The 7332-nt window shown below is 75.7% G+C and carries 8 protein-coding genes and 1 pseudogene; 7 read left to right on the top strand and 2 right to left on the bottom strand.

Features of this window, described 5'->3' with window-relative positions:
* Both E1293_RS42050 and E1293_RS42045 read left to right on the top strand, forming a co-directional pair.
* A pseudogene (locus E1293_RS42050) lies at positions 1-484 on the top strand (hypothetical protein); the annotation flags it as partial.
* A 76-nt stretch (positions 485-560) separates the two neighbouring features.
* On the top strand, positions 561-992 hold the full coding sequence (locus tag E1293_RS42045; RefSeq protein WP_132204930.1) for a hypothetical protein: 432 nt from the start codon (positions 561-563) through the stop codon (positions 990-992).
* 6 nt (positions 993-998) lie between these two features.
* On the opposite strand, the gene E1293_RS42040 is transcribed toward E1293_RS42045, so the two are convergent.
* Positions 999-1610: a phosphorylase family protein gene (locus E1293_RS42040; protein ID WP_165978651.1), complete on the bottom strand. Its 612-nt coding sequence runs from the start codon at positions 1608-1610 to the stop codon at positions 999-1001.
* Between the two features lie 126 nt (positions 1611-1736).
* On the opposite strand from E1293_RS42040, the gene E1293_RS42035 reads away from it, so the two are divergent.
* Positions 1737-2078 carry a hypothetical protein gene (locus E1293_RS42035; protein WP_132204926.1) on the top strand — a complete coding sequence of 114 codons (342 nt, stop codon included), beginning with the start codon at positions 1737-1739 and terminating at the stop codon, positions 2076-2078.
* A 19-nt stretch (positions 2079-2097) separates the two neighbouring features.
* Positions 2098-3273: a winged helix DNA-binding domain-containing protein gene (locus E1293_RS42030; RefSeq protein WP_132204924.1), complete on the top strand. Its 1176-nt coding sequence runs from the start codon at positions 2098-2100 to the stop codon at positions 3271-3273.
* Between the two features lies 1 nt (position 3274).
* Here E1293_RS42030 and E1293_RS48165 read toward each other — a convergent pair whose 3' ends face one another.
* The gene (locus tag E1293_RS48165) at positions 3275-3883 is read right to left on the bottom strand and encodes a hypothetical protein (protein ID WP_165978650.1); all 609 of its coding nucleotides are present in this window, start codon (positions 3881-3883) and stop codon (positions 3275-3277) included.
* 165 nt (positions 3884-4048) lie between these two features.
* Between E1293_RS48165 and E1293_RS42020 the strand changes: the two genes are divergently transcribed.
* The 3 genes from E1293_RS42020 to E1293_RS42010 form a co-directional block, all read left to right on the top strand.
* Positions 4049-5185 carry an acyl-CoA dehydrogenase family protein gene (locus E1293_RS42020; protein WP_132204922.1) on the top strand — a complete coding sequence of 379 codons (1137 nt, stop codon included), beginning with the start codon at positions 4049-4051 and terminating at the stop codon, positions 5183-5185.
* Entirely contained in the window at positions 5185-6138 is a 954-nt protein-coding gene (locus E1293_RS42015; protein WP_132204920.1) for an acyl-CoA dehydrogenase family protein, read from the top strand. Before E1293_RS42020 ends, E1293_RS42015 begins: the two co-directional genes overlap by 1 nt.
* Positions 6139-6202: 64 nt before the next feature.
* A partial coding sequence (locus tag E1293_RS42010; protein WP_132204918.1) for a CocE/NonD family hydrolase occupies positions 6203-7332 on the top strand: 1130 nt, incomplete at its 3' end.

The following is a 7332-nucleotide window of genomic DNA, read 5'->3' as shown; positions in this document are numbered from 1 at the left end:
GCGCGAGTACGGGCCGGAGACGCTGCCGCGGGCGCGGGCGTGGGCGGCGGAGCGGGGCGGGTGCGCGGACATGGGGCTGCGGATCCTCGCCCGGTACGGCACCCGGCAGGACATCCCGCTGCTGATGGACGAGCTGCGCGAGGCCATGGACCGGCGCGACTGGGCCGACGCGGCGAGCCCGATCGAGGGGCTGGGGCGGCTGCGCGCCGGTGAGGCCGTCCCGCTGCTGAAGACCGCCTGGACCGAGTCCGTCTACGCCTTCCTGAGGCCCCGGGTCCTGACCGCGCTGACGAGAACGGCCCCGCACACGGCCGAGTCCTACACCGTCGAGGGGCTGTGGGACTGCGAGGACGGCGTGCGGGCGGAGGCGGCCCGGTTCGCGCCGCTGACCCGCGAGACGGACCTGCGGCTGCGGCGGCTCCAGCACGACGACGCCGAGGACCCGGGCGTCCGGGCCGCCGCGGGCGCCCGCCTGATGACCTGACCCCCGGATGAACCTCGCCGGGGCGGGGCGCGTATTCCACGGTCGAATCGCGCATCCACCCCGGAGAGGACAAGCGATGGTCTCCCGACACCATCTCGGCCTGTTGAAGACCGTGCCGTTGTGCGCGGCCGTGCTGGCACTGCCGCTGGCGGCCGGCTGCGGCGCCAAGTCCGACGCGGCGGACGGCAAGACCGCCAAGCCCGCGAGCCTGGCCGAGCTGGCGAAGCAGACGGACTGCTCCCCGACCGGCAAGCGCAAGGTCAAGGACCTGGAGCAGGGGAACTGCAAGACCTCGCAGGGGCGGTACGTGCTGCTCAGCTTCACGACCGACAACGGCATGAACGCCTGGCTGACCGAGGCGAAGCCCTGGGGCGGGACGTACCTGGTCGGGGCGCGCTGGGTGGTGGTCAGCCAGCAGAAGACCCTGGAGACGCTCCGCAAGGACCTGGGCGGCAAGATCGTCCAGGGCGACCACCACGGCTCGGGCCACGGCACCGGCCACGGCTAGCCGCGCTCAGCGGGCGGCGGTGCCGTCCTCGCCGCGGACGAGGAGGACGCTCCAGCGTTCCAGGGCGGGCCCGATGCGGGCCAGGACGCGCCGCGCCGCCAGGCCGCGGCCGAGCACGCCCGGGTGCCACAGCGGGTGCCCGGGGCCGTCCACGACGACGCGGACGGCGGCGACCGGCAGCCTCCCGGCGTGCGCGGCGACGACGGCGGCCTCCATCTCGGCCACCCGCGCGCCCTGCGCCGCCAGGACGGCGCGCTCCTTCCCGCGGACGACATGGCCGGTGGTCACCAGGGGCCCGGTCTGGACGCTCAGGCCGTCCCGGATCATCTCCTCGGCGAGCAGGCGCGGCGCCGCGCAGGGCACGGCCTTCTCGCCGCCGGGAGTGCGGATCTCGTCCGCGACGAGGACGTCGCCGGGCCGCAGCCGCGTGTCGAGCGCGCCCCCGAAACCGGCGACGACGAGGGCGGCGCAGGCGTCCGGCAGCCGGTCCGCGCGCCGGGCCCGGTAGCCGACGACCACGACCGGCGTGCGGGTGAGGCCGCGCCGGACCGCGCGCGCCTCCATGCCCAGTGCCGCGCACACCACCGGGCCCGGCACCCGGGTTCCGTCGTTGCTCACCGGCCCAGCGAAACACGGCGTCATCCGGAGATCCAGCGCCATCACCGTGCAGGACGACATTCGCGCCGGACGGATCCGCCTCGCGGAGGGCGCGCACCGGCGCGGTACCCCTCTAGACTCGCCGGCATGACCTCGACCTCCTTTCCCCTTCGGCGGAAGCTGGCCGTACTCCCGTTCGTCCTGCTGCCTCTCGGCGCCGCGGCCGCGTGCGGCGGCGAGAACAGCAAGACCTCCTGCGGTGTCAACTCGTGCACGGTGACCTTCGACCGCGGTGTGGAGGCGAGCGCGTCCATCCTCGGCGTGAAGGCCGAGCTCGTGAAGGTGCAGGGCGAGATGGTCACCCTCAAGATCGGCGGGCAGACCGTCACGGTGCCCGCGGGCGACGGGCAGCAGGCCGAGGGCTTCGACGTCTCGGTGCAGTCCGTGACCAAGGACCAGGTCGTCGTGAAGATCGCCAACAACGGCTGACCCGGTCTAGACTTCGCTCATGCGTTCGATCGACGTCGCGGAGCGGCGGGCCCGGCTCGCCGTGCGCCACCGGCTCTCCCTCAAGGCCAGGACCGACGACGTCCTCGACATCGCCCGATCGGTGGTGGTGCTGCACGCCACGGACCCGGCGACCGTGTTCCTGTCGGTCGCCGCCCGCAGCGTGGACGCCGTCCCGGCGGCGGTGGAGAAGGCCCTGTACGACGACCGCACGCTGCTGCGGATGCTCGCGATGCGCCGGACGATGTTCGTCGCGCCCACCGAGCTGGTCCCGGTGCTGCAGGCGTCGACGGCGAACGGGCTGGCGGCCAAGCAGCGCGGCGTCTACTCGCGGATGATCGAGCGCGGCAGCGACATCCCCGACGTCCCCGCCCTCTTCGCCGAGGCGCAGGAGGCCGCGCACCGGGCGCTGCTGGCGCGCGGTGAGGCGACGGGCGCCCAGCTCGGCTCGGACGTGCCGCTGCTGCGGACGCGGGTCGACCCGGCGCCCGGCAAGTCCTACTCGCGCCCCACGAACATCACCACGTGGATCCTGGTCACGCTCGGCTGCGAGGGCCGCATCGTGCGGGGGCGGCCGAACGGGTCGTGGGTGAGCAGCCAGTACCGGTGGTCGCCCGTCGAGGCGTGGCTGCCGGGCGGCATCGAGGACCTCCCGGCGGCCGAGGCCCGCGCCGGCCTCGTCCGCCGCTGGCTGCGCGCGTTCGGGCCCGCGCCGGCCGCCGACCTCAAGTGGTGGACGGGCTGGAGCGCCGGCGACGTCAAGAAGGCGCTCGCGCTCCTGGACGTCGCCGAGGTCGATCTCGGCGGCGCGACCGGGCTCGTCCTCGCCGACGACCTGGAACCCGTGTCGGAACCGGAGCCGTGGGCGGCGCTGCTGCCGGCGCTCGACCCGACCCCCATGGGATGGCAGGAGCGCGGCTGGTTCCTCGGCGGCCACGGCCCGATGCTCTTCGACCGGAACGGCAACATCGGCCCGTCCGTCTGGTGGGACGGCCGGATCGTCGGCGGCTGGGCGCAGCGGGGCGACGGCGAGATCGTGTTCCGCCTGCTGGAGGACGCCGGCGCCGACGCCGCGGCCGCCGTCGAGCGGGAGGCCGCGCGCGTGGCGGCCTGGTACGGCGGCGTCCGCTCGGTCCCCCGGTTCCGCACCCCGCTGGAGCGCGAGCTCACCGCCTGAGTCAGTGGTAGGGGACGGACGCGGTGGCGGCCCTGCGCTTGGCGCCGCTGCGCCGGACGACGATGACGACGAGCGCCAGCGCCGCGAGCCCGCCGAGGCCGAGCGCGGCCAGCAGCGCGAACCCCAGGTACCCGTGGACGGTGTCGTCCGGTGTCACCAGGATCGGCCCCTCGGTGCCCCGGCACGTCAGCCGGCCGGAGCCGGTCAGCGGCGCCGTGAACGTGGCGGTGTAGCGGTAGTCCCGGCGGTCGGACGCGCTCCAGGAGTTCTGGCGCGTCAGCCGGACGGACCCGGACCGCTCCCCCGCCTCGATCCGGCACGCGTACGGCGACGACCGGCCCGTCCGGACGTAGACGAAGTAGCCGTACCCCTCGGTGAGGCTGAGGCTCACCCCGGCCACGGGATCGCCCGCGGCGGACGGGCCGTCCGCGACCTGGGAGTCGTCCCACAGGAACGCGAAGAGGGTGAAGAACCCGATGGCCGCGACGAGCAGCAGGACGATCGGGAGCGCGTACCAGCCCGCCCCCGGGGTGACGCGCCGCTGCGGCGCCCATTGCGGCCCCGGCTGGCCCGGCCCCATGGGCGGCGGCCCCGCGGGTGGCGGTCCCATAGGTGGGTTCGACCCGGGCCACATGTCCTCTCCCCCTGCGGAGCGTTTGTGCGGAACGACAACGATCGCAGAGAACACCGCGCCCCGCCAGAGAAGCCCTCCGTAAGGGGCTGCCGATCGCGGCGCCGGTGCGCGTCTGTAACGTCGCCCTGACTGAGGAGGTACATGGTGGCGACACCGACCGTCCTGGAGCCCGGCGCACTGCCGCCCGGAGCCGCCGAGCTGCGGTCGCGGGTCCGGGAGTTCCTCGCGGAGACGCCGTTCACGGCGCGCTGCGACAGCTGGCTCACCGGCGCCGACCCCGCGTTCAGCAGGCGGCTCGGCGAGCGCGGCTGGCTGGGCATGACGCTGCCGGAGCGCTACGGCGGGCACGGGCGGTCGCCGCTGGAGCGCTTCGTGGTGATCGAGGAGCTGCTGGCCGCCGGGGCGCCGGTGGGGGCGCACTGGATCGCCGACCGGCAGACCGGCCCGTCCGTCCTCGCCAACGGCACCGAGGAGCAGAAGGAGCGGTTCCTGCCGGCGATCGCGCGCGGCGAGTGCTTCTTCGCGATCGGGATGAGCGAGCCCGACTCGGGGTCGGACCTGGCGTCCGTCCGCACCCGCGCCAAACGCGACGGGGACGGCTGGCGGCTGCACGGCACCAAGGTGTGGACCAGCGGCGCTCACATCGCGCACGCGATCCTCGTCCTGGCCCGCAGCGCGCCGCGGTCGGACGACCGGCACGCGGGCCTCAGCCAGTTCATCGTGGCGCTGCCGGACGAGCGGGTGACGATCAGACCGATCCGGGGGCTGGCGAGCGAGCACCATTTCAACGAGGTCGTGCTCGACGGCGTGTTCGTCCCCGGCTCGATGGTCCTCGGCCGGATCGGGGACGGGTGGCGGCAGGTGACCGCGGAGCTGGCCTACGAGCGCAGCGGCCCCGAGCGGCTGCTCAGCACGTTCATGCTCGTCCGGCTCCTGCACGGCCGGGCGCCGGACGCGGCGGCGCGGCGCGCGCTCGGCGGGCTGACCGCGCGGCTGTGGTCGCTGCGGCAGGCGTCCCTGGCGGTCGCGGGCGCGCTCGCCCGCGGTGACACGCCCGAACTGCCCGCCGCCCTCGTCAAGGACCTCGGGACGCGGTTCGAGCGCGAGGTCGTCGAGGCGGCGCGGGCGCACGCGGGCGTGGAGCCCGACCTCGGCTCCCCCGATCCGCTGGCCCGGGCGCTGGCGGAGTCGGTCGTCCAGGCGCCCGGGTTCACGCTGCGGGGCGGCACCAACGAGATCCTGCGCGGCATCGTCGCCCGCGGGCTGGGAGTGCGCTGATGGGGCTGCTGGAGGAGACCGCGAACGACATCCTGTCCGGGGACGATCCCTGGCCGGCGCTGGAGGAGTCCGGGCTCGCCCTGGTCGGCGTCCCGGAGGAGGCCGGCGGCAGCGGCGGGGACCCCGCCGACGCCGCCGCCGTGCTGCGCGCCGCCGGGTACCACGCCGCCGCCGTGCCGCTCGCCGAGACCCTGCTGGCCGGAGGGCTGCTCGCCGGCGCCGGGCTGCGGGTGCCGCAGGGCGTCCTCACGGCCGTGTCCGGCGAGGTCGAGGCGGTCGAGGACCGGGGCGGCTGGACGCTGACCGGAACGTTCCGCCGGGTCCCCTGGGCCCGTTCGGCGCGGGGGCTGGTCGTCCTCGGGAACGGCCTGGCCGCCATCGTCGACCCGGCGCACGCGCGGATCCGCGAGGGCGCGAACGTGGCGGGCGAGCCGCGCGACGACGTCGTGCTGCCCGGGGTGCGGGCGGAGGCGGCGGCGCCGTGCACCGCGGACGCGGCGGAGCTGCGGCGGCGCGGGGCGCTGGCGCGGGCCGTGCAGCTGACCGGGGCGATGCGGCGCGCGCTGGACCTCGCCGTCCGGTACGCGGGCGAGCGCGAGCAGTTCGGGCGGCCGGTCGGGCGGTTCCAGGCCGTCCAGCAGATGCTCGCGGAGCTGGCCGGGGAGGCGACGGTCGCGGACGTCGCGGTGCGCGCGGCCGTCCGCGCGCCGGGCGACCCGGTCGCGGTGGCCGCCGCCAAGGCGAACGCGTCGCGGGCGGCGGGCACGGTCGCGGCGATCGCCCACCAGGTGCACGGAGCGCTCGGCGTCACCGAGGAGCACGTCCTGCGGCGGGTCACGCTGCGGCTGTGGTCGTGGCGGGACGAGTACGGCAACGAGACCGCCTGGGCGGACGACCTGGGCGCGGCGATCGCCGGAGCGCCCGACCCGTGGGCGTTCATCACCGGGCCCTGACGGTTGCCGGGGCGCGCGGGCGGTTACCTTACTAGGTAGTAGCAATCCCCCCGACGGAGGTGGCATGGCGCTCTGGGACCGACTCCCCGCCCCGCCGATCAGGCTGCCCCGGCCCGCCTTCTACCACGTCGAGCGGGACCTGCCGGTGACGATGCCGGACGGCGTGACGCTGCTCGCCGACCGCTATGTCCCGGCCGGGGTCGAGCGCCCGCCCACGATCCTCGTCCGGACCCCCTACGGCCGGCGCGGGCCCGCCGCCCTCGCCAACGGCCTGCTGTTCGTCCCGTTCGGCTTCCAGCTGGTCGTGCAGAGCGCGCGCGGGACGTCCGGGTCCGGCGGAGAGTTCGACCCGCTCGGCAGCGAACGCGACGACGGGCTCGCCACCGTCGGATGGCTCAAGCGGCAGCCCTGGTTCCACGGCAGCTTCGCGACCTTCGGGCCCAGCTACCTCGGCTACTCCGCCTGGGCGATCGCGGCCGAGGCGGGCCCCGAGCTGAAGGCGATGTCGCTGCAGATCACCGCGTCCTCGTTCCGGGACGCGGCCTACGTGGGCGGGTCGTTCGCGCTGGAGTCCACGCTCACCTGGACCGACCTCACCCGCCGGCAGCAGCGCCCGCTCGGCCTGGTGACCGCGCCGCTGCTGTCGCGGCGCCGCGCCGCCCACGCCGCCCGGTCCGGCCGCCCGCTCGCCGAGCTGGACGTCCTGACCGGCGGCGAGACGATGCCCTTCTACCAGGACCTCCTCGCCAACCACGCCACCGCCGAGGGCTACTGGGACCGGCGCGACTTCAGCGGCACGGTCGGCCAGGTCGACGCGCCCGTCACCCTCCTCGGCGGCTGGTACGACGTGTTCCTGCCGTGGATGGTGAAGGACTACCTCGCGCTGCGCGCCGCCGGGCACGCCCCTTACCTGACGATCGGGCCCTGGTGGCATACCGACGCCCGGCACGGCCTGCCCGCGATCCGCGAGTCGCTCGCCTGGTTCCGCGCCCACCTGCAGGGCGACCCGTCCGGGCTGCGCGCCGACCCCGTCCGCGTGTACGTCACCGGCGCCCGCGAATGGCGGCACTACCGCGACTGGCCCCCGCCCGGCATGCGGCAGGCCCGCTGGCACCTGCACGCCGGCGGCGGCCTCGGCGAGGACGGCCCGCAGGACGCCCCGCCCACCGCCTACCGCTTCGACCCGGCCAGGCC

It is taken from the genome of Actinomadura darangshiensis, assembly GCF_004349235.1.
GTDB lineage: Bacteria > Actinomycetota > Actinomycetes > Streptosporangiales > Streptosporangiaceae > Spirillospora > Spirillospora darangshiensis.
Note: the sequence above shows the minus strand (reverse complement) of the source record. Positions and strands in the feature narration are given on the sequence as shown.